Origin of the sequence: Cytophaga sp. FL35 (genome assembly GCF_014349235.1) — a bacterium.
Lineage (GTDB): Bacteria > Bacteroidota > Bacteroidia > Flavobacteriales > Flavobacteriaceae > Euzebyella.
Map to the genome: position 1 here is coordinate 191,792 of NZ_JACSOH010000001.1, position 22,485 is coordinate 214,276.

Annotated in this window: 18 protein-coding genes; 4 read left to right on the plus strand and 14 right to left on the minus strand. The window is 42.0% G+C overall.

Features of this window, described 5'->3' with window-relative positions; all coding sequences use genetic code 11:
- The 4 genes from BIZ36_RS00845 (at position 1) to BIZ36_RS00860 (ending at position 3,620) form a co-directional block, all read left to right on the plus strand.
- Complete coding sequence (locus BIZ36_RS00845) at positions 1–645, plus strand: peroxiredoxin-like family protein (RefSeq protein ID WP_187455959.1); 645 nt, start codon at positions 1–3, stop codon at positions 643–645.
- Positions 646–871: 226 nt separating this feature from the next.
- Positions 872–1,897 carry a TRAP transporter substrate-binding protein gene (locus BIZ36_RS00850; RefSeq protein ID WP_286174497.1) on the plus strand — a complete coding sequence of 342 codons (1,026 nt, stop codon included), beginning with the start codon at positions 872–874 and terminating at the stop codon, positions 1,895–1,897.
- Positions 1,894–2,349 (plus strand): TRAP transporter small permease, encoded by a 456-nt coding sequence (locus tag BIZ36_RS00855; protein WP_187455960.1) that lies wholly within the window; start codon positions 1,894–1,896, stop codon positions 2,347–2,349. The genes BIZ36_RS00850 and BIZ36_RS00855 overlap by 4 nt, the downstream gene beginning before the upstream one ends.
- Positions 2,346–3,620: a TRAP transporter large permease gene (locus tag BIZ36_RS00860; protein ID WP_187455961.1), complete on the plus strand. Its 1,275-nt coding sequence runs from the start codon at positions 2,346–2,348 to the stop codon at positions 3,618–3,620. The genes BIZ36_RS00855 and BIZ36_RS00860 overlap by 4 nt, the downstream gene beginning before the upstream one ends.
- Positions 3,621–3,642: 22 nt before the next feature.
- Here the strand turns inward: BIZ36_RS00860 and BIZ36_RS00865 are convergent, their stop codons facing one another.
- From BIZ36_RS00865 to BIZ36_RS00930, 14 genes are all read right to left on the minus strand, one after another.
- Positions 3,643–5,115, minus strand: a complete 1,473-nt coding sequence (locus tag BIZ36_RS00865) for a sulfatase-like hydrolase/transferase (protein ID WP_286174498.1) — start codon at positions 5,113–5,115, stop codon at positions 3,643–3,645.
- Between the two features lie 2 nt (positions 5,116–5,117).
- Positions 5,118–6,137 carry an L-rhamnose/proton symporter RhaT gene (locus BIZ36_RS00870; protein ID WP_187455962.1) on the minus strand — a complete coding sequence of 340 codons (1,020 nt, stop codon included), beginning with the start codon at positions 6,135–6,137 and terminating at the stop codon, positions 5,118–5,120.
- A gap of 27 nt (positions 6,138–6,164) precedes the next feature.
- Positions 6,165–7,205, minus strand: coding sequence for an aldose epimerase family protein (locus tag BIZ36_RS00875; RefSeq protein WP_187455963.1), 1,041 nt, complete (start codon positions 7,203–7,205; stop codon positions 6,165–6,167).
- Between the two features lie 10 nt (positions 7,206–7,215).
- On the minus strand, positions 7,216–8,307 hold the full coding sequence (locus BIZ36_RS00880) for a mandelate racemase/muconate lactonizing enzyme family protein (protein WP_187455964.1): 1,092 nt from the start codon (positions 8,305–8,307) through the stop codon (positions 7,216–7,218).
- Positions 8,308–8,312: 5 nt separating this feature from the next.
- Complete coding sequence (gene aldA, locus BIZ36_RS00885) at positions 8,313–9,767, minus strand: aldehyde dehydrogenase (protein WP_187455965.1); 1,455 nt, start codon at positions 9,765–9,767, stop codon at positions 8,313–8,315.
- 30 nt (positions 9,768–9,797) lie between these two features.
- Positions 9,798–10,562, minus strand: a complete 765-nt coding sequence (locus tag BIZ36_RS00890) for an SDR family NAD(P)-dependent oxidoreductase (protein ID WP_187456040.1) — start codon at positions 10,560–10,562, stop codon at positions 9,798–9,800.
- Positions 10,563–10,578: 16 nt separating this feature from the next.
- Entirely contained in the window at positions 10,579–11,595 is a 1,017-nt protein-coding gene (locus tag BIZ36_RS00895) for a zinc-dependent alcohol dehydrogenase (protein WP_187455966.1), read from the minus strand.
- 27 nt (positions 11,596–11,622) lie between these two features.
- Positions 11,623–12,861, minus strand: a complete 1,239-nt coding sequence (locus BIZ36_RS00900) for a glycoside hydrolase family 117 protein (RefSeq protein WP_286174499.1) — start codon at positions 12,859–12,861, stop codon at positions 11,623–11,625.
- 18 nt (positions 12,862–12,879) lie between these two features.
- The gene (locus BIZ36_RS00905; RefSeq protein ID WP_187455967.1) at positions 12,880–13,560 is read right to left on the minus strand and encodes a helix-turn-helix domain-containing protein; all 681 of its coding nucleotides are present in this window, start codon (positions 13,558–13,560) and stop codon (positions 12,880–12,882) included.
- A 299-nt stretch (positions 13,561–13,859) separates the two neighbouring features.
- On the minus strand, positions 13,860–14,669 hold the full coding sequence (locus BIZ36_RS00910; protein ID WP_187455968.1) for an IclR family transcriptional regulator: 810 nt from the start codon (positions 14,667–14,669) through the stop codon (positions 13,860–13,862).
- A gap of 77 nt (positions 14,670–14,746) precedes the next feature.
- Positions 14,747–15,907, minus strand: a complete 1,161-nt coding sequence (locus BIZ36_RS00915) for a mandelate racemase/muconate lactonizing enzyme family protein (protein ID WP_187455969.1) — start codon at positions 15,905–15,907, stop codon at positions 14,747–14,749.
- Between the two features lie 39 nt (positions 15,908–15,946).
- A complete protein-coding gene (locus BIZ36_RS00920) occupies positions 15,947–17,209 on the minus strand; it encodes an MFS transporter (protein ID WP_187455970.1) in 1,263 nt (420 codons plus the stop codon).
- 176 nt (positions 17,210–17,385) lie between these two features.
- Positions 17,386–19,134 (minus strand): RagB/SusD family nutrient uptake outer membrane protein, encoded by a 1,749-nt coding sequence (locus BIZ36_RS00925; RefSeq protein WP_187455971.1) that lies wholly within the window; start codon positions 19,132–19,134, stop codon positions 17,386–17,388.
- A gap of 11 nt (positions 19,135–19,145) precedes the next feature.
- Positions 19,146–22,322, minus strand: a complete 3,177-nt coding sequence (locus tag BIZ36_RS00930) for a SusC/RagA family TonB-linked outer membrane protein (RefSeq protein WP_187455972.1) — start codon at positions 22,320–22,322, stop codon at positions 19,146–19,148.
- Positions 22,323–22,485: the final 163 nt, after the last annotated feature.

Sequence of the window (22,485 nt, forward strand, 5' to 3'; positions counted from 1 at the left end):
ATGACACTACAAGAAAGCCTGGACAAATTAAAGGTAAAACTTGAAGGCAATATGCCTGGGGAATTTGTGAACATTATGCACAAAGCCACCACTGATTTGGAAGCCACTGGTATTGGTGAAGGTGTTCTAAAAAAAGGCGATAAAGCCCCTACGTTTAATTTACCCAATCAGGACGGTAGTCAAGTTGATAGCGCGGAACTTCTCGCAAAAGGCCCATTGGTCATTACTTTTTACAGAGGTATATGGTGCCCCTACTGCAATTTGGACCTTGGGAATCTAAAACGGTATACCGAAGAATTGAATGGATTGGGAGCGCAAATGGTAAGCATATCTCCACAATTAACACAATACAACAAGCAAATAGTAAACCAGCAACGCTTAAAATTTGACCTACTCAGCGACAGCGGCAACCAAGTGGCCGATGCATTTGGTCTGCGTTGGGAAATGATAGATCCATTAAAAGGTCTTTACAAGGATAAGTTCAACATTAGCTTGCCACATTTCAATGGTGACGAGTCATGGACATTGCCCATTCCTGCGCGTTTTATTATTGGTGTCGATGGAACCATCAAATATGCGGAATATTCTGTGGATTATACCAAAAGGCCCAATCCAGATGTATTGGTGGCCGCTTTAGAACAATAAATTGAGAATTAGTGCCTTGTTTAAACTGTTTCTGTAGAAATGCCACTCGCTTGAGTGGCATTTTTACTTTAAATCTCTCCTATGTACGTCTATGATGTAATCTAAAGCTTTGTCTTTATACTAAATAAATTGACACATAATTACCCTAAATGAATTTGCAGTAGGTTGACAATTTTAGTATTTTCAAAATCTTGGATTTTCCACAAAAAAAGAAGCAACCTAAACTTTGTCCACTATCCATTCACCAAAATTAAAGGCAAGTCTAAAAGCTATTTTCTTGGCTTTTCCTCTATTCCTATTGTTTGTTTTTTCTGCTTGTGAACCTCAAAAAAGGGAGCCGATTATTTTAAAGGCAAGTCATTTGGTCAACGAACAGCATACGTGGTATAAGGCCTTTGAATATTTTGGAGACCTTTTGAAAAAACGTAGTAAGGGCCGACTCCTACTTCAGAATTATCATTCAGAACAATTGGCCAAGGAAAGCGAGGCCATTCGATTGATTCAGGCTGGTGTCATTGACATGACCACTACAGGCTCCATACTCAATAACTGGTCGGAAATCATTGCCTTTTGTGAACTTCCTTTTTTACTCAAGGATTCAGTGGACATGAAGAAGATTATTGAAGGTCCCATCGGTCAACGAATGGAAAAGGCGATGCTAGAAGATATCGGATTGAGACCGTTGGCCTATTTTCAGAGAGGGCCCCGCCATTTAACCAGTAATCGGCCCATTAAACATCCAGACGACTTAAATGGTCTTATCGTTCGGGTACCGAATGTACCTTCCTTTATTACCGCTTGGCAATCATTGGGCGCAAAGCCCACGCCAATGGCCTTTTCCGAAGTTTTTACATCCCTTCAGCAGGGTACGATTCAGGCTCAAGAAAATCCGTTTGCCATGATTCGGGCGGCTGGTTTCTCAGAAGTGCAAGAATATTTGAACCTCACGGCCCATGTCGTAAGTTGGACCTACCCCGTAATTGGTGAAAAACAGTTTCAAGCCCTACCTGATGACCTTAAAACTATCTTTTTAGAAGCTGCGGAAGATATGCGTGATTTCGAACATAAACTCTTCATAGAAAACGAAAAAAAAGTTCAAGACGAATTGAAGGCACAAGGTATGACCTTTGTTGAAGTGGACAAGGAGGCCTTTGCTTTGGCCAGTAGAGAAGCCATTTATTCCAGTCTTTCGCAAGAGATGCAAAAAGTCTATAATGAGATTGTAGCAAACCTAAGTAAAGAAAAAGAGTGAAAACCTTTACCAAAATATTAAAGTACGGTGCCTTTTTGAGTACCATCGGTTTTATAGGCAGCACCATCATTCAGATTTATGCCCGCTTTTTTATGGAAAGTGCCCCACCATGGACCGAAGAGGCAGCACGTGTGTTTTTCATACATGCAGTCAGCTTTTCTGCAGGATTGGCCGTTCGCGGTAATTACTATGTTAATTTCGATTTGTTCTACCAATATTTACCTCAAAAAGCGCAACGTACCTTAGATATCGTTTCACGAATTTTTATTTGTGTTTTATTCTTTATTTGTGCCTATTACGGGCTTGAATTCGCTATCAACGGACTTGATGAAAAATCACCCAGTATGGGCATATCTATGGCCATACCATTTGTTAGTACTGTAATTATGGGCTCCGCCATATTTCTCTTCATCCTTGTTGAACTAATTAAAAAACTACGCCAAGCTAAATGATCTGGTTGCTATTTATTGTCTTTATAGTTTGTTTGATTCTTCGATTTCCCATTGCCTTTTCTTTAGGTCTTTCTTGTTTGGTTTACTTGCTTGCCAAGGGTATTCCGCTAATCGTCCTACCTATGAAATTGTACTCGGGTATCGACGTTTTTGTTTTGCTCAGCATCCCCGGTTTTATTCTAGCAGGGAATCTCATGAACCAAGGGGGACTTACAGAGAAAATTATCACCTTCTGCAATCATTTGTTAGGGCATATTCGAGGGGGGCTTGCTTTGGCCAATATTGGAGCCTCTATGCTTTTTGCCGGCATTTCCGGAACCGCCATCTCAGACACGGCCAGTATTGGCTCGGTACTCATACCCGCCATGCGCAAAGAAGGGTACGACACTGATTTCTCTTGCGCCGTCACCGCCTCATCATCTACCGTAGGACCCATTATACCACCGAGTGTACCTATGATTATCGCGGCCACTTTAAGTGGACTCTCCGTAGGGAAGTTGTTTTTGGCAGGCGCCCTACCGGGGTTCTTATTAGGCTTCGGATTAATGGGAATTACCTACTATCTGTCGGTAAAAAGAAAGTATCCGAAGCACGCACGTAGTTCTATCAAACAAATTGGAAAAGGATTTATAGATACATTTTGGGCCTTATTAATGACCCTTATCATTCTTTTCGGAATTATTGGCGGTGTGTTCACCCCTACAGAGGCCTCTATCGTAGCAGTGGTATATGCCCTGTTGATCGGTATTTTTGTCTATAAAAAATTGAGCCTTAAAAACGTTATGGTGCTGGTACTCGACTCTATGAAAACGTCGGCATCATTGATGGTTTTAGTAGGTTTCGCCAATCTTTTCGGATGGATTCTGATTACGGAACAAATGCCCCAATTAGTGTCCAATGAAATATTGGGCTTTTCAGACAACAAGTACGTGGTACTATTATTGATCAATCTGTTGCTCATTTTCGTCGGTACTTTCATGGAAACTATTGCGGCCCTACTCATCTTGTTCCCCATTTTATTAAAGGTCGCCATGGCCGTAGAGGTAGACCCCATTCATTTTTCGGTCATTGCCCTGCTCAATCTAATGATCGGTTTGACAACTCCACCACTGGGTATCTGTCTATTCGTTTCAGCAAGTATCGGAAAGGTTTCTATTGGAAAGGTGAGCAAAGCAGGATTACCATTTTTGCTGGTCAGTTTACTGGTTTTGACCTTGGTAACCTTATTTCCTCAAATTTCGTTATTCTTACCAGAGCTGTTTCTGGATTAGATGAAGTAAGGAAGTCCTTAATCTATTCTTTAGGGTCTTTTACCGAAGTTCGATATTCATCCATTCGCTCCATCGCCTTCACCTCATAAAGCCTTTTCAACTGCCAAAGCGGCCGTTCTAATCCCGCTTCCCACGAAAAAAGTTTTTTATATAATTCCTTTACTTTTTCAGGATGTTGTGATGCGAGGTTGTTCTGTTCCGAAATGTCTTCAGCGATATTATAGAGTTCCGCAGGTCTATCGGGAAATCTTAGCAATTTCCAATCGTTTGCCCGAACCACGCCCCTGTTTTCTTTTTTCCAATAGAGATATTCGTGTGGTCTTTCTTTCAATTCACCCGAAATAAAGGGTTTTAGGTCAACCCCGTCCAATTCCCTCATTTCATCAACATCACCACCGGCTGCACTAACGAAAGTAGGAAGCAAATCTAAGGTTGATACCGGATAAGGGTATGTAGTATTTGGTTTGGCAACCTCGGGCCAACGTACAATAAAAGGTACCCTGATTCCCCCTTCTAAATGGTTGGCTTTGGTACCGCTGAGCGGATAATTGCTGGAAGCATTGGAATCGGTAGGTCCGCCATTATCGTTGGTATAAATGACGATGGTATGATCGTCTAGGCCCAATTGTTTTAATTGATCGAAAATACGACCACAAGCCCTATCAACTGCCAAAGTCATGGCTGCCAGCGTTTTTCTTTTTCCTTTTAAATCTGGAAATTGGTCTAAATCTTCCTTCTTGGCCTCCATCGGCGTATGAACGCCATTAAAAGAGACCATTAAAAAGAAAGGATTGTTCTTGTTTTTTTCAATAAACTCTAGCGATTTATCGGCCAAAACTTCGGTCAAATAACCTTCGTGTTCCTTAAAACCACCAAAATTTTCTTCCAAGCGCTTTTCCGAATAAAGGTCTTTCAACTCCTCTTCGGAATAAGGAAAGTAACTTCTCGCACCACCTCTAAATCCATAGAAATAATGAAATCCACGGCGTAGGGGATGAAATTTATCTTCCCCACCCATGTGCCATTTACCCAAAAGCGCATTTTGATATCCCAACGAATCCAAATAATTCGCCACAGTAGGTATATGGGTAGGCAACCCCATGGCTTCGTTGTCCAAACCAGATGCACTCATATAGCCCGGCACATTGTTTTCCTCAAAACCGAATCGCTGCTGATACCTTCCGGTCAGTAATCCTGCTCGGGAAGGTCCACAAACCGCCCCGGAAACATAAGCTTCTTTGAACAGCATCCCCTCCGAAGCAAATTTATCCAGTTCCGGAGTTTTGAAAATAGTGCTCCCTTGAAATCCGAAATCGCCATAACCGGCATCATCGGTAAATAAAAGAACGATATTCGGTTGCTTCTTCTTTTTTAGAATAGTTACCTCTGAAGAACCAGCTTTTCTATCTTGCGCATTTTTATCACCATAGCTATAAACAACCGCTAAAATGAAGACTGCCAAAACTGGCCCAAGTGAGCTTTTTAATTGACTCAAAATTATGCTATTACTGAATTACCAACGGCGATAATAACAATTCCCACGACCATACAGGCGAGACCTGTATATAGCATTTTTTTAGCCTTTGAAGAGGCCATCACCCACTCTTTGGTTATAATACCACTAACGATTGCGGTAAGAACCGATGCCGTATTAAAAATAGCGTAACCCACCGTATTACCAGATGCACCCAGTTTATAAGCTGCATAGGCAAATAAGGCCGAGGCCGCATAATGAAAAATGGCCATAACCAAAATCAAGAAAAAGTTTTTACCGAAAGAAGGGGATTTAAAACCGCCCCACGCTTTCTTCTGCGTCAGCTGCCAAATAAAGTAAGCGGTCATCACCAAACCACCACTAATAAAAATAGGAAACATAACTGCCACCGCCGTAATCCATTCGGCATTTCCGGCATTTTGACTGGCTTCGTGCAAATAGGGCCTTCCTACCGCATTAGCGTAGCTAAAACCCGTTGCTAATAAACCACCGATGACCGCTATCAGAATTCCGGTACCCATAGAACCTTTTTCTTTCGAATCGCCATTCTCCTTGGAACTTTCATCCTTTTCCCTTAAAATTCCCGCACGACCGTTGGCAACGATTCCAAATAGTACCACTGCCAACCCCAAGGAAATCAATAATAGGGCATTAGCAGGCGGAAGTCCGTCTACTAAAAAAGGAAGTAGAGAGCCTACCAAAATGACGGTTCCTATAAAAATGGAGAACCCCAAGGATAGGCCGATATGATTGATGGCCTTACCCCATAACATGACGCCGGTTCCCCACAAGAAACTGGAAAGGGCCATTTTTAACCAAATATCAGTGGGCATATTACCAAAAATATCGGCAAAACCGTTAATGAGACCTACCGATGCAATAATGGGCACCACGAACATGGTGAGAATAAAGAACAAGCTCCATGTGTTCTCATATTTAAAATCGTTGGTAAATTTCTCGGGCAAGGCATACAATCCCAACATGATGCCTGCGAAAATGGCTAAAACAATTCCTTCTATCATTTTTAGTAGTTTTAAGTTTGTGAGTGCTTACCAGCTGAATTTAAAGGTAGTGTTGCTGGTGAAATTTTCATTTGCCTTGAGTATTGACTTCGGTGAGTTGGGCAAATTAGGTCCGTTGGGCCATCGATGGGTTTCACAACAGAAGCCCCTATATTTTCCGTATTGCAAACCTGATTCACGTTGAAGCGCATCGGAAGTGTACTTACCGGTATAGAACAACATTCCGGGTTCGGTAGTTGAAACCCCCATTGAAAGTCCGGTACGTTCGCTTTTGATTTCGGCCACCTTTTTAAGGGGAGAGATTCCTTCGTCAAAAAGATAGTAATGTTCAAAACCATCTTGCATGGCTTGGTGTACCTTTCCAATCGATTTTGGGGTACGTAGATCTTCAGCTGTACCGGCCAGTTCAAGAATAGTTCCATTTGCCGCGCCCGAAGCATCCCACTCCAATCTCTTATCGGAAAGGACCTGTACCTTGTGTTCCTCTACGTTTTCCTCAAAACCGTTTAAATTAAAATATGCGTGATTGGTAATGGAGAAAGGTGTATCATGATCGCTTTGTGCCACATAATCAATAGCTAGCGTATTTTCATTGTTCAAAGAAAAAGTAACTTGAACATACACATTACCAGGGAAACCCTCTTGCAGATGCTCACTTTTGAGGCTCATTTGAAGGCCGACCCCATTTTTGACATCCTTAAAATCTGCCTTCCAAAACTGCTTGTCAAATCCCACAGCACCTCCGTGAAGGTTATTTTCCCCGCAGTTTTGTGCTAGGGAATATTTTATTCCGTTAAGGCTAAACTCACTGTTTTTTATTTGAGAGGTATATCTACCCACGGTACCACCAAAATAGGGTGCATTATCATTGTACTCTTTAGAGAAATAACTATCCATGGAATCAAACCCGCAAACAATTTCCATTTCTCCATCCTCCATAGGTATTAAAATGGATTGAATGGTTGCGCCATAATCCAATACGGTTACTTTCATACCATGGTCGTTCTCAAGAGTGTAGGCATTGACCGTCTGGTCTACTTTGCCAAAGTGATTTTTAGTTGTTTTCATCTACTTCCGCTTATTGTAAATAGGGTTGAAGTTTCTGCCAATCAAAAACAACACCTACTCCCGGACTATCAGGTGCTACGGCCCTATGGTTTTCAACCACCAAATGCCTCTCTGTATACTCATCAATAGGAAAACTATGAACTTCCAACCAACCGGCGTTCGGCTGGGCAGAAACCAAGCTTACATGCAACTCTTGCATACCGTGCGAACAAGCGGGAATACCATGTTTGTTTGCCAGTTGGGCCGCTTTCAACCAACCTGTAACCCCTCCACAATTGGAAGCATCAGGCTGTACAAAAGACAATTTTGACTGCTCTAGGGCGTATTCAAATTCGTGAATGGTATGTAAGTTCTCACCCATGGCAAGCTGAAATCCGGTACGCTCCACTATTTCTGCATATCCCTTATAATTATCGGGAATAATTGGTTCTTCGAACCAAGTAATATCGTATTGCTTGAATTTTTCGATGGCCTCAATCGCTTTTTCTACTGACAAAGAATAATTGGCATCGACCATAAAAGTTACGTCCGGACCAATATGTTCGCGAACCGCTTTGATGCGTTCAATATCCTCATCCAAGTTTTCCCGGCCGATTTTAATTTTTACGGCATGAAAACCGCTATCAAGGTAGCCCTGAATATTCTTCAGTAATTTTTCGATGGGAAATTGTAAATCGATTCCCCCGCAATAGGCCTTACAGGTATTGGAAGCACCACCTGCCATTTGCCAAAGTGGTTTATTGGCTTCCTTACACCGGATATCCCAAAGGGCAATATCGATGGTTGAAATAGCGAAAGAAGCAATACCGCCACGACCAACGTAGTGAATATGCCACTCCATAAAATCGTACAGTCTTTCAATATCGGAACCATCCTTTCCAATCAGGGCGGGTGCAAAATCATGTTCTACCATGGCCTTTATCGCATGGCCACCTTTACCGCCAGTATAGGTGTAGCCTGTGCCCTCGCTCCCATTTTCTAATACTATAGTAGTGGTGACCAATTCAAAATGGGTGTGGTCGCCATGTTTGGCGTCGTTCAAAACTTCCGATAAAGGAACCTTAAACAGCTTACAGCTAATTTTTTTAATCGTATGTGCCATCTTGATTAAGGGGTATGTCTTAGGTAGAAAGTCTTTTTTTCCAAGTACTGTTCAAAACCGTATTTTCCATCTTCACCACCTGAACCACTAAGTTTATACCCATTATGAAAGCCCTGATGCTGCTCTCCATGACCACGATTGACATAGATTTCTCCATATTCAAGTTGATCGTTACATTTCATAATGGTATTCATATTATTAGTGAAAACCATTGCCGCCAAACCGTATTCACAGTCGTTGGCATAACCGATGACCTCATCAAAAGAATTAAATTTTAAAACAGGCAAAATCGGTCCGAATGATTCTTCATGCACAATGGTCATATCCTGGGTTACATTCGTTAGAACAGTAGGTTCAAACCAATAACCCTTTTCGAATTGAACTCCTTCAAGTTTTTTACCCCCGGTGGCTACCACGGCACCTTCTTTTAGACTTACCTCAACCAAATGCGCCATATGATCCAACTCTGATTTGTTCACTTTGGGGCCCATATCGGTATCTTCCAGCATGGGGTCGCCTACCTTAATGGCCTTGGTCTTAGCGATAAATTTTTCCATGAAGACGTCATAGATTTCCTCGTGAACATACATACGCTCGTTGCAAGTACAAACTTGTCCGCAATTGTCAAACCTCGAATGCAAGGCCGCTGCAACCGCCGAATCAATATCGGCATCTTCAAAAACGATAAAAGGGGCTTTTCCACCTAATTCCAATTGTACGTGGGTCAGGTTCTGTGCAGCTGCACGTGCAATTTGCTGACCAACCGGAGTGGAACCTGTCATTGTTACCATTTTGGTGATCGGACTTTCCACCAAGGCCGTACCCATGGCTCTACCAGGACCGGTCAAGATATTGATGACACCGGCTGGAATCCCTACTTTTTGGGCAATGTTCCCCAGTTCTAAAGTAGCCAGGGGAGTTTCGGAGGTTGGCTTGATAACGATGGTATTACCTGCTATTAAAGCGGGACCCAGTTTTCTTCCCGCCAAGGCCAAAGGAAAGTTCCATGCGGTTATGGCAACAACCACCCCACGAGGCACTTTTTGAATCCATATCTGTTCGTTTGGCTCATCGGAAGGAATAATATCTCCCTCGATTCTTCTGGCCCCTTCACAAGCATATTCTATAAATGATGCGGTCACCGCCACTTCGCCACGAGCGACTTTCAGCAATTTACCTTGCTCCTGCACCAACAATTTTGCTAATTCTTCGGAATTCGCCTTAATCTCGGCCGCAAATTGGTACATGATTTCCGCACGTTTTCTGGCAGGTAACAACTTCCATTGTTTTTGGGCTTTCTCAGCTGCCTCCAGCGCTCTTTGTGCTTCCTCGACGGTGCCGTTCTGCACTCTGGCAACCAATTCTTCGGTCGTTGGGTTGACGACATCTATGGTTTCCCCTGATTCTGAGGCAACCCATTCCCCATCAATAAATAATTTATATTCTTTTACTTCTGACATTTCTTTAAAATTATAGGTGGTTAGTGTTCATTATCGGCCCATCCATCCGCCGTCAACCAATATGATACTTCCGTTCATATAGTTGGAGGCTTCTGAAGAGAGAAATACGACAGGACCGGCAAAATCTTCGGGCTCCCCCCATCTACCGGCGGGGATTCTCCCTAGTATGGAATTGGCCCTCTCAGGGTTATTTCTTAAGGCCTCGGTATTATCGGTACTTATATAACCAGGTGCTATGGCATTAACATTGACCCCACTACCTGCCCATTCATTGGCGAATGCCATGGTCAATTGCCCAATAGCGCCTTTGCTGGCGGCATAGCCCGGTACGGTAATGCCCCCTTGAAAGGTTAGCAATGATGCCGTGAATATTATTTTACCAGACTGCCGTTTAACCATCTCCTTACCTAACTCCCTAGTCAGGATGAATTGGGCGTTTTGATTGATTTCAATCACCTTATCCCAATATTCATCAGAATGTTCCACCGCAGGAGCCCTTAGAATGGTTCCGGCATTATTCACCAAAATATCAATGGCCTCATGATTTTCTTTGAGCTCTTTTATAAAAGCATAAAGGGATTTTCTATCTGCAAAATCACAGGCATAAGCCGTAAAAGTGCCTCCTCTTGAGGTGATTTCCTTTTCTACCTCGCTACCGGTTTTTTCTAAAGTAGCACTAACCCCTATAACATGGGCTCCAGCTTCTGCCAGACCGATGGCCATGGCCTTACCGATACCTCTTTTAGCACCAGTTACCAATGCCGTTTTACCCTTTAAACTAAATTTTTCAAGTATTCCCATTCGTATAATGCTATAATTGACAATCCATTAGAACTTTGAGTCCATCCGGATTTTCATCTATTTTTTCAAAAACTTTCTGTATTTCGGTAAGTGGTTGTACATCGGTAATCATTTCGTGAAAAGGCAGTTTGTTTTCGGTTACCAATTCAATTGCCTTATCGTAGTCTTCACGTTCATAAACTCGTGCACCGATCAACCTTAACTCCTTCCAGAAAAACTTGAACAGGTCTACGGGCTTTTTCTGTCCGTGAATGGCAACCATCACGATTCTACCCCTAATACCCGCTACTTCGGTCATAATATCTAATGCGGGTTGAACACCTGCGACTTCAAAAACGACATCGGCCCTTCTGTCTTCGGTCTTACTTTTTACGTACTCGACCAAATCTAACTTGGTAGGGTTGACTGCATCGAGCCCCAATTCTTTGGCTTTTGTGATTCGGGTTTCATTTACCTCGGAAATAATGACTTGTGCTCCTTTTTCCTTGGCTACCAAGGCTACCAGAAGACCAATGGGTCCTCCACCTAAAACCACGGCAGTTTCACCAGCTTTCAGTTCGCCCATTCGCACATCATGAACAGCCACTGAAAGAGGCTCGACCAAAGCGGCCAACTTTAAATCGGTTTCTTGTTTTAGTTTGTGCAACGTAAAGGCTGGAACGTTCCAATACTGTTGCATGGCCCCAGGGCTATCGATGCCTATGAATTTCAATTCTTCGCAGATGTGGTTAAACCCCTTATCGGAAGGCTTTACCTTTCTATCATCTAACGGGCGCACCACGATTTTATCACCTACGGAAAAACCATCGACCCCTTCGCCAACGGCATCAATGACACCTGACATTTCATGACCAATGGTAACGGGTATTTGCACCCTTTTATCCATCATACCATGATAAATATGCACATCGGTACCACAGACGCCCACATAGGCGACTTTAATTCTCACTTCACCCTGAGCAGGTTGAACCATTTCCCTTTCAACTACTGAAAAGGTCTTGTTGCCTTCGTATACTGTTGCTTTCAAAATTTGATTTTTAGTGTAGATTGTGACTTATCTCTTTTTACTCTCACCCTTGGCCGCATGAACGGTTCTTCTTCTTGACGAAAAACGCATAATGCTCTGCTCATCGCCATTGTTGTAGATATGGGTCAACCCCCAACGAAGAATTTCGGTAGGTTCTTTTTCAACGTCTGCAGCGCGATTCAAACCAATGGCATGGGCCGCATCTTTAATGGAGGCCTTAATCTCAAAATTGATACCGTCTGGCGCCCACTGTATCGTATTTTTTTCAGGGCCATCTGTAGTAATCAAAGAGGCGATACCACCATTATACGGCCACACACAAATTTCATGGCCGCTATTACTGATCGGGTTGTAGGGAGATTTCACATAAGGCCCTTTAGGATTATCGGCAATGGCCACCCCATGGCGAATTTGCCTACCTCCAAACGTAATTTCTTCACCCATTTGCTCACCCTTATAATAGAGATAAAATTTTCCCTTATAGGGAAGAATACAAGGATCATGAACTTTATGGCTATCAAAATCACCCTTCTTTTCGACCAAATGGCGGTTTTGCTCTTCACCTTTCCAAACACCATTGTCGGCAGGACTTAAAATCGGTTCTTCGCTCTTGGTCCATGGTCCATCAGGAGAATCTGACCAAGCCAAGCCTACTTGGTTCTTTACTCTCACATTGTAAGGCGATTTTACAGTTTGATAGCATAAGTAATACTTATCTTCCCATTTCATGATTTCCACTGTAAATACAGAACGATCATCGTAAGCCCCCTTTTCACCTCTTGGCACGGCCATTCCCTCTTCCTTCCATGTCCAACCGTCTTCCGAAGTTGCGTACCATATATCACATCGGTCCCAAGGAAAAACCTTATCGTTTTCTATATCTCCACCAAAACCATCGGTCTTACCTGTGCTCTTGGAGTACCATACGTAATATTTACCGTTTTCTTTGATCATGGCACTCGGATCCCTACGAACCACCCCGGGCTCATAGGCCAAATCGCCCATTAAGGGTTGCGGACCACTGAATTCAATGAACCATTCGTTCCCTAAGTCGGTAGGCCATTGCAAAGCACGCTTACTTGCTGCACTTAAATGGTCTTTATTGGTTATTCCCAAATGATCAAGTTGTTCATCCGTTATTTTAAAATCCTCATTTTCCTGAACGGAGTTTTCCGGTTCAATAGCAGTGTTATCTTTAATGTTACAGGCACTGCTGAACATCAAAAGACCAATGGACATAGTTGTTAAAAGTCTGGTAGTTGTCATTGTTGATTTATAAATGTATTAGGCTAATAGTAATTGACTATTGGGGCTTACTTCAGCTACGAAGCTTGAAGGTGAAGTGCCAAAACACTTTCTAAAGCACTTACTGAAATAATTAGGGTCTGAAAATCCAACTTGATACGCTACATCTGAAATGCGTAAAGGCCCCTGCTCAAGTAAATTTACAGCTTTATCCAAACGCTGTGTTCTCATGAATTCTTGAGGTGACATTCCTGTTAAACTTTTAAGTTTTCTAAACAAAGTTGACCTACTTACATGCATATCCTGAGCCAAGTTATCCACCCAGTACGAATCATCACTCAAGTTTTTTTCCATCAACTGAATAATCCTGTTTAAAAACTTTGCATCGTAGGAGTCCTTTGTTTGATGATCAGAAACAGTTTTTATCGAAGTATTTTCTGTTTTACCGATCACACTTGCCTTGATCAACGTATTCATTTCTTTTTTTGACAATTGGATTTTCACCTGTTCTGGAAACTTAATTTTTGTTCTTAACATGCATTTTTCCCGAAAACCTTGAATACGTGAAATGATAGCATTTGGCAAGCTATCGGCTCCGGCAAAAACACCACAAATAATATTCACGTGGTTTCCAACCTCATCCACATACTTTAATTGAAGCTCGAGGGTACCCATATCTGCAATCGATGAGAGATTTCTATTGGACAGGGAAGCGGACATATTCTAAATTTTATCATTTATATAAGTTTCATATTTGAAACCTATTTCATATATGAACCAAATATATAAAATTTTTAATACCCTCTTATGAATTGAAGAATTTATTTTAGTTAAAATCAATAAATTATAAAAAAGAAGGGGTAATAATAAGAAAACAATAAACGCAGCAGGACACTCCCTAAAGTCTTTTAGCTAAGGCTTTAAGGTGAAACAGAATGAATAATTCTTAGTAAAATTGTAGAAATAACGCAGTAAAATTGCGCGGATATTTAAAGAACTATAGTTTTTTCGAAGAAATTTTAAAGTTGAGATTCTACCTTTTTTAGGAAACCTAACTTCTCGGAAATTGTCATTGCATGCTTTATGACCACTTCTCCTTTTTCATCAAACTCAGAAGAAGGCAGACGACCGTTAGGACCCGTAATCCAGATGGCGGCGACGGGACTTCCCGATTCATCAAAAATGGGGGCACCCACACAATTGATACCTTGTATATCTTCACTATGGTCGGTAGCATAGCCTTTTAAACGAACTTCTTCAAGGCAATCAACGTATTCATGTTTTGAAATAATGGTGTTCTCTGTAAATCGATTTAAAGTCACCCCCTCCAAAATACGATTTCTTTCATCTTCAGGCATAAAGGCCAATATACTTTTTCCTCCCACAGAACTATGAAGACTAAATTGCGTTCCTTGCTCTACAAATAATTTTACAGGATATGAAGAAGGAACCTGTTCCAAAATGGTTCCCTTATCGCCTAATAAAATACCCAACATTACTGATTCCTTCGTCTCATCTCGCAAGGCTCTCATAGCATCTATAGAGTTTTCTACAATACTCTGTTCGCTTAAAGCCGAGATACCTAAGGATAAGACTTTTCTCGTCAGTGTAAGTTTTTTGGTTGTCTCGTTTTTTTGAAGGTAGTTTCTAAAGATGAGCGTGCTTGTTATTCTAAAAGTGCTGGACTTTGTTATATCAAGTTCTTCCATGATTTCGGCCAAGGTCAAACCTTTTGGTTTTGCAGATAACAATTCAATAATCATCAAGGCCCTTTCTAGGTTGGGCACATTGTAATTGGATTTTGCTTCTTCTTCCTTCTTTTTTGCCATGGAACTGTTCTTATCGTACTAAATTAAGATATCTTATTAGAATATGATATTTGGCTTTCAAATTTTCATTCCAAGAATTACCAATTAGTAAATGACCCATCCTTTCGTTTTAAACGAGGTATTTCAACAGGTGTAAATTCTTGGCCCAGAGCATATTCTTCGTTAAAGTCTACACCTAACCCCGGAACTGACGGCACCGCATACCTCGCGCCCTCTAGCCTAGGCTGCACGGGATAAAACTTCTCTTCGCTGGTTCCCATTTGCTGGGCCGGGGTATTCACCTCTTCCAACCAACTAAAATTGGTGCATGCCGCCGCCATGTGTATAGATGCTGCCGTACAGATAGGCCCAAGTGGATTATGGGGCATCAAATCAATATAGTGGCCCTCGGCAATAGCTGCTACTTTCATAGCCTCTGTTAATCCGCCCACATTGCAAACATCGATTCTGGCATATTGGGTAAGGTTTCTTTCTAAAAATGGCAAAAATTGCCACTTACTACTAAACTCTTCACCAATGGCAAATGGCACGTCTATCAACTTTCTCAAGGCCTCATATGCTTCGGGATTTTCATCTCGAATAGGCTCTTCGATAAAATCGATGGTCGCATTCGGCATTCTTTTCAGGAAGTAACTGGTTTCTGGGACCGTTAAACGCGTATGGTAATCGATACCGATGATCACTTTCTTACCTACTTCTTCTCGTAATTCGATAAGCCAATCACTCAAAACAGAAATAGATTCGGTAGGTTCAAAACGGCTTTTATCATTTTGCGATTCAAATTCGGCCGGAGCCAACCTTAACACATTCCATCCGGCATTTACACACGTTTTACTGTAGTCAAGAAGTTCTTCCTTTGTGGTAAAGCGTACGGAGGCAAAACATTCAACATAATCGCGTTGCTTGCCCCCTAAAAGTTCATAAACGGGAACGCCCAAAGCTTTTCCCTTTATATCATATAAGGCGATATCGATGGCTGAAATAGCAGCTGCCAGAACCCTTCCTCCTTCAAAGTATTGACCTCGGTACATATTCTGCCAATGTGCTCCAATTTTAAAGACATCGTCACCTATCAAAAATCCCTTAAAATGTTGAATGGCACCTACCACGGCCAATTCACGGCCTGATAGTCCAGAAGCACCCCATCCAAATAAACCTTCGTCGGTTTCCACTTTAATAACCAATTGGCTTCCTGAGCCAACGTTAATGGGAAAGGTTTTTATATCAGTTATTTTCATTTGTTCTTAGTATCTATAAACGTATTAGCAATCCTCTTTTTATTCCACTCGTTTTACCTTTCCAACTATAAAAGTATAGGAGAAAAAACCAATAAGTGCCAGAAGCCCAATAAAAAACAGAGCTGGAGCAAAATCGCCGTCGTCTACTAAATATCCTATGGCGATCGGTACCACAATGCCTGCCAGACCTCCTATAAAATTGAAGGCACCACCTGTTAATCCGATTAGCTTTTTGGGCGCCATTAAGGATATGAAAACCCATGCAATACTGGCCAGACCATTACCAAAAAAAGCAAGGGAGAGAAAAAAGATAATCAATGGAGTGCTGTCTGTATAATTCGCTCCGATGATAGAGGTAGAAAGAAGCAAACCTGTGAGAATGGGTGCTTTTCTAGCTATCTCAGGGGTATAACCTTTTCGGGTCATAAAATCAGAAATAAAACCTGATAACAGAACCCCAAAGAAAGCCGCTAGATAGGGTACGGATGCCAAAAATCCCGATTTTAAGAAATCAAGTCCGCGATACTGCACCAAGTAGGTGGGAAACCAAGTTAAAAAGAAAATCGAAGTGGCTCCCAAACAAAACTGACCGATATAAACGCCCCATAATTTGCGATACGAAAAAACTTTTTTGATATCACTCCTATTGAATTTTAAGGATTTCGATTCTTTGGAAGTATCTTCTACCACACCACCGCCGTCTCGGATCATTTTCAATTCCGCTTCATTTATAGATTTATGGTCCTGGGGATCCCGATAATAAAGATACCATATCAAGGCCCAAACCAGTCCTATAGCACCGGAAACATAAAAAAGGCCCCGCCAGCCCAAATAGCTTTGAATGATAGTTAATATTGGAAGCAGAAATGCCATACCCAAAAATTGACCGGAAGTATAGATGCCGATTGCAGACGCTCTTTCCTTTTCAGGAAACCACCTACTTACCACCAAATTATTTATGGGATACGAAGGTGCCTCAAATACACCTATGGAAGCCCGAAGCCCCACTAACGCTGCAAATGAATTTACCATACCTTGAATAAGGGTCGCCAAAGACCAAAAGGCCATTATAACGGCATACAGTATCCTTGATTTTAACTTATCGGCCGCAAAGCCACCTGGTATTTGCAGTATGGCATAGGTCCAAGCAAATGCTGAAAAAATATACCCTAATTGTATAGCATTGATATCCAAATCTTCTTGCAAAGCAGAAGCTGCAATGGAAATATTGGTGCGGTCAAGATAATTGATGACTACGGTTATAAAGACCATAGTCAAAATAGTGTATCTCTTTTTGGTCATTTTTGCGGTTGGCTCTGATGAAATCATGTTATGAAATGAGCTGAAAAAATACGTAGAAGATTTATAAATGTACCTAAAACACTAAGAAATAAACGACGGCCGATTCAACTTGACCGACCGCCGTTTTACTGAAACTAACTACAAATTAACTCAACTTTATTTTTGTAAAGAACAGGCTAGTAAGCCGGATCTTGTGTTAAAATTCCTGATTGTAAATCTAATTGAGCCTGTGGTATGGGCCAATGATCATCTTGACCATCTGTATAAACCGATCCTTGTAACCATGGCAATTTTCCATCGCTCAACTCAGACTGTAAATAATTGGTGATGGTCTCGGCATCAACTCCCCATCGTACCAAATCTTGAAAGCGCATACCTTCCAATGCGAACTCCAAACGCATTTCATGCCTAATAGCTTTGCGCGCATAATCCTGGTCTGGGAAACTTGTATATAAACCTAAATTGTAGTTTGCGGCAGGTTGATCTTCTTCGATATCAAGTTCATATCCACTTTCAAAAGTAGTGTTGTTCACTTTACCCATTACCATGTCGTCTTGAGCCCTTTCGCGAATCATGTTCACCAAATCCTTGGCCAACACCAAATCGTTTTCTTCCGCGGCCACTTCCGCCCTCCAAAGAATGACATGGCTCAATCTGAAAATTCTCCAATTATTACCGTTTAGACCATTTGACCAAGTTGGGCTTGAAATAGAAATTACACCCTTATTTCTCTTATAGAACATCACCTTTTTATTAAGAAAAGGCCCCATACCTGCTTGATCCAACATCCAGTCGCTACCCGACATCGGCCCCCAATCGAGAAACGGAATTCCCCTTCTACCTATGGTCCAATCTACTCTTGGATCAAGCGCCACATCGGTTGGAGTGAACGGCTCCGTATCTAAAACCCCATAATCTTCAAGCAACAGATCATCCTGAAAATTATCTAGAAGCGGAAGTCCGTTAGCATCAACTTTAAAGGCGTTAAAGAGATCAAAACTCGGTGCACTGTAGGAACAACAAGAACCAACATCACTGCCCCGAGGAAAGAGCGTTCTATGGTCGGCGCCCGAATTATGCTCACCGGCACCATCATTTACCGTGTACTGAACCTCAAAAATACTTTCGGCATTATTCTGCTTTTCCTCATCGAAGTTATCATAAAAATGATCCATTAGTTCAAACGGGCCATTATCGATAATATCATCCAAATAAGGCTTAGCTTCGGCAAATTCGTTCTGGAATAGATGTACACGGGCCAAAAGTGCTTTGGCCGCCCATAGCGAGGCTCTTCCTATTTCCGGATTTTCGTTCATGTTGTTTTCGATTCCCCAAACCAAATCAGCTTCAATATCGTCCCAAACCTCACGGTCATTAGGCACTTCTTTAGCTTCTACATCTTCGGTGATATATGGAATTTTCTCAATTTTACTACGAAGTTGAAAATGGTACCAAGCTCTTAACCAACGTGCCTCGGCCTCTAATTGTCTAGCTTCACCGGCATCGATCAAGTCTCCGGCCTTTCTCAAAACTCTTAAGGCGTCGTTTGCTCTGGCCACCCCATCATAATTAGCTGCCCACAGTTCTTCAATCCAAGCATTGGCCGGATCGGCCTCATAGCGCTCAATAAGGTTGATAGGGCTCCATCCACCCGTTTGATCCCCTCTATGCATATCATCTGAAGGTACATCGCCCCACACCCAATTCGTTGCCGATGCACCTCCCGTGCCTCCGGCTTCTCCTTGGGAGTAGCCATCAATTCGAGCATAAGCTCCGACTAATAACAAATCAACTCCTGATGCCGTGGTCAAAATTTCTTCACTAACCGTACCTTTAGGCTTTTCCTCAAGAAACTCATCACTACATGAGCCTACGAATAACATCAAGGCCCCAATTGTTCCTAATTTAAAATATAGCTTTTTCATCTTTACAATTTTTATAAACCAATGTTCAAACCGAAAATAATCTGTCTTGGTGCTGGCCAAGTACCTAAATCCAATCCTCTATCAATCTCGTTATTGACAAAGATTTCCGCATCGAGACCTGAATAATCACTAATTGTGAACAGGTTGGTTCCCATAAGGTATACCCTAATTGAACTCAGTTCTATTTTCTCTAAAATTCTGCTAGGTACATTGAAACCCAGTTGTGCATTTTGCAATCTGATATACGAAGCATCCTCTACTAAATCTGAATGTGTATTCTGTTCAAAGCTGGTTTGCGAAGAAGCTTTTGGCAAAACAGCATCGGCATTATCGGCCAAGTAAGGGCTACCCCAGGACTTGAATAAGCGATCAGAGCTTTTCGGACCCTGAAATAGTCCGTACCTCGTAAATCGGTTGTAATAATTGATCGCATCATTACCCTGACTCGTGTAGAGGCTTGCAGTAAAATCGAAATTACCGTAAGTCATACTCAGGTTCAAACCTGCCGTGAAATCAGGATTTGGGTTCCCTATAAAAGTGCGATCATCTGGCGTAATGTCTCCACTACCATCAATATCGGCAATTTTTAAGTTACCGGGCTGGTTATAAGTACCATTTGCAGGATGGGCATCTGCCTCTGCCTGCGTTTGAAAAATTCCTTCTACTACATAACCATAAAATTCAGGAAAAGCCGATCCAGTTTCAGCTCTGGTATAGGTTTGTGACCTTTGGTTCGTACCAACTATAAACTCACCATCCGTTCCTGAAAGTTCTTTTATACGGTTTTTATACTTCGAGAAAATGACGCCTACGTTATACGAGAAATCACCTTCTTCTGCACCACCGCCACTAAAGCTTACTTCCACATCTACGCCATTGTTCTCCATAGCTCCAATATTTACGGAAGGAGCCGTAGCCAAACCTTGTACCGTTGGGATTGCCACCGGAAACAACATATCATCCGTATCCTTTTGCCAAACATCAACAGTTAAGTTCAACCTGTTGAAAAAGGTTGCATCAAAAGCGAAATTGGTTGAAGTTGTGGTTTCCCATTTTGCGTCAGGGTTACCAATAGCTGTGGACTGAAAACCTTGTACGATGGTACCATCGTTACCACCTAATCCGTAGAACGAACTTCCAAGACCGGAACCAAATGTACTAAAGCCATTGTAGTTACCTATTTGGTCATTACCTGATTGTCCCCAACCAGCACGCAATTTCAAATAATTCAACCAAGTACTTTCGCTTAAGAAGTTCTCTCTAGAAACGACCCACCCCCCTGAAACTGCAGGAAAGTTACCGTATCTGTTATTGGAACCAAATCGTGAAGAACCGTCCCTACGTACGGTACCTTCCACCATATATTTATCATCGTAAGAATAATAGGCCCTTGCAAAATAGGAGTTCAAGGCCCAAGCAGCAGCTGCTGCATCGTTGGTCTGATTATCTGATCCAGAACTCAAAATAAAGAAGTCGTCATCGGTGGAGATAAAATTCTCCCTACCGGCGCTTATTTGGTCAAATCTAAACCTGGTAGATTCCGTTCCGATCAAGAAATCTACATTGTGAACATCATTAAACGTTTTGGTGTAATTGAGCGTATTGGTAAAGTTCCAAGTAAGATTGTCTCCCCGAACTTCAGTAAGGGTGTGACCTGTGGTTCCATTGGTATTTTCAGGATCCGCAAACCTTGGCCCGTGGTTTGAGTACCAGTTCATGTTGTACCCGAAAAGAGTTTTGAACGCCAAGTTCTTTACAGGATTAACTTGCATATAAATGTTACCTGTCACATTCAAAGTGGTCCGCTTATCTTTGCGCTCACGGTAATTGTTACCCAGCGGGTTAGGACCATCGTTCAATCCACCACCAACAATACCTCCAGCATAATTTCCGGCTACATCGAAAACCGGAATTAAAGGACTCGTTTCAATAATCGTATTGAAGGCGGCGGTATTACCTCGAGACTCATCTAAGGTTACCCCAAGTCTTTCACCTATGGTCAACCAATCTTTTACTTGTGAATCTATATTGGCACGAATAGCATAACGGTTGAAAGAATTGTATTTAAGCACCCCTTCTTCCCTAAAATAATTTCCGCTTAAAGAATAGGTCGTTTTCTCAGAACCTCCGTTTACGGAAAGCACAATATCCTGTAACAAAGCTGGTTGATACAGTTCTTGCATCCAATCGGTTCCCTCTTTATTGGTAAGGGTTATAGGATAATCTCTCACTTGATAAAGAGCGGGATTCGTAGATGGATCACCTATGGATGCGCCGTTCGGGAATAAATAATCGTTTACCGTAGTAGCTTGAATATTATTCGGGTCAAAATTAAAATGGGCATGGTTGGGCACGATACCATCGTTGGTCTGCTCCAACCAAATTTGTTGACCGATCAATTCGGGGTCGGTGACCAAATCATATTTTGAATTGGCGGTACCGATACCGCTCCTGAAATTTACGTTTACCTTGGCAGGTTGCCCTTTTCTACCCGTAGTTGTAGTAATTAGAATTACCCCATTAGCACCCCTTGCCCCATAAATTGCGGTAGAAGAAGCGTCTTTTAGAACCTGCATAGATGCAATCTGATTGGTAGGAGGCGGAGAAGCACCATAAACACCATCAACCACGTACAATGGTCCGTTACCGTTAATGGTTCCCAAACCACGAATTCGTACCTGCGCCTGTTGTCCAGGTCTTGCCGAAGCAACGACCGTTACACCCGAGGCGCTACCTTGCAAGGCTCTAGTAGCATCTTGAGACGCCTGTTGCTCAATGTAATTTTCTTTGACCGTACTTACGGCCCCGGTTACATCGGCTTTTTTTCTCGACCCATAACCAATAACAACGACTTCTTCCAATTGTTGTGAGTCAGGCTCCAATTGTACATTGATCGGGGCGTCGCTAGTCACAGTTACTTCTTTAGCGGTATAACCCGTATAAGAGATAACCAATACATCTCCCGCATTGGTTTGTAGAGAGAAATTACCATCAAAATCGGTAACCACACCTTTTGTTGTACCTTTTACCAATACGTTGGCACCAAACATGGGTGTACTCAATTCATCGGTAACGGTACCGTTTACATTAATTTCTTGGGAATACGCATGTACAGAGCAAAACAATGCCCACAAAAGCGCTCCCCAAAATACCTTTAAACGGATTTGATTCAAGCTTCCAATCTTCATATTAAAAATAGTTTAAGTTAGTTATGAACCTTCGATAACACGTTCCCTTAGCACTACCGTCATAACTAGCGCCAACTACCGAAAATTCATGTTCCAAAGAAACCTAAACATCAAAACTTCTAATGGTAATTACTGCTCAATAAGGGGTAATTGAGTTTCAACA